Below are 775 nucleotides of genomic sequence, written 5' to 3' on the forward strand. Positions count from 1 at the left end.
GTGTTATGAACTTTGAAGTACTGGCACTGCATGCACGAGCATAAGCATGGCGAAGACCACGAAATGAAGCCCGGCAAGAGTTTCAGGTAATCGCTCATAGTCCCGCGCGAGGCGGCGAAAGCGGTTGAGCCAGCCAAAGCTGCGCTCGACCACCCATCGCCGGGGCAGCAGCACGAAACCTTTCTTTGCTTCCTGCAGTTTGATGACCTGCAGATCAATGCCTTCATTGCTGGCGGCCTGCGCAGCGTCTTCACCTGTGTATCCTTGATCCGCGAAGGCCACCTTGACCGTTTCTCCCGTGATTTCCTGCACCTGTCGCGCGAGTTCTGCCACCTGCGCGCGCTCCTGCTCGTTGGCGGGCGTTACGTGCACCGCGAGCAAATGTCCCAGCGTGTCGACTGCAATATGGACCTTGCTGCCACGCTTGCGCTTGTAGCCGTCATAGCCCGCGCGCGGACCGCTCTCGCAGGTGGACTGCATTGTCCGGCCATCCAGAATCACGGCGCTGGGCTGGCCCTGCCGTCCTTGCGCCACACGGATGATCGAGCGCAAATCGCAGACCATGTTCTCAAAGCAGCCTGCCTGCAGCCATCGCTGGGTCTGCTGGTACACCAGTTCCCACGGAGGAAGGTTGTTGGGCATCATTCTCCATGGCGCACCAGCACGCACGATCCAGCGCAACGCGTTAAACATTTCTCGCAGTTCGTACTTGCGCTGCGGTGCTGCTTCATCCATCAGCGTCAGATACGGCGCCGCGAAGCTCCACTCTTCGTCG

The 775-nt window shown here is 59.7% G+C and carries 1 protein-coding gene; it reads right to left on the reverse strand.

Annotated elements, in window-relative coordinates; all coding sequences use genetic code 11:
* Positions 1 to 3: 3 nt before the first annotated feature.
* Positions 4 to 775 (reverse strand): IS5 family transposase (locus J8I87_RS44080; protein WP_209938929.1); only part of this gene is annotated, 772 nt, incomplete at its 5' end.

The sequence above is a fragment of the Paraburkholderia sp. LEh10 genome (genome assembly GCF_017814945.1).
In the GTDB taxonomy this organism is placed as follows: domain Bacteria; phylum Pseudomonadota; class Gammaproteobacteria; order Burkholderiales; family Burkholderiaceae; genus Paraburkholderia.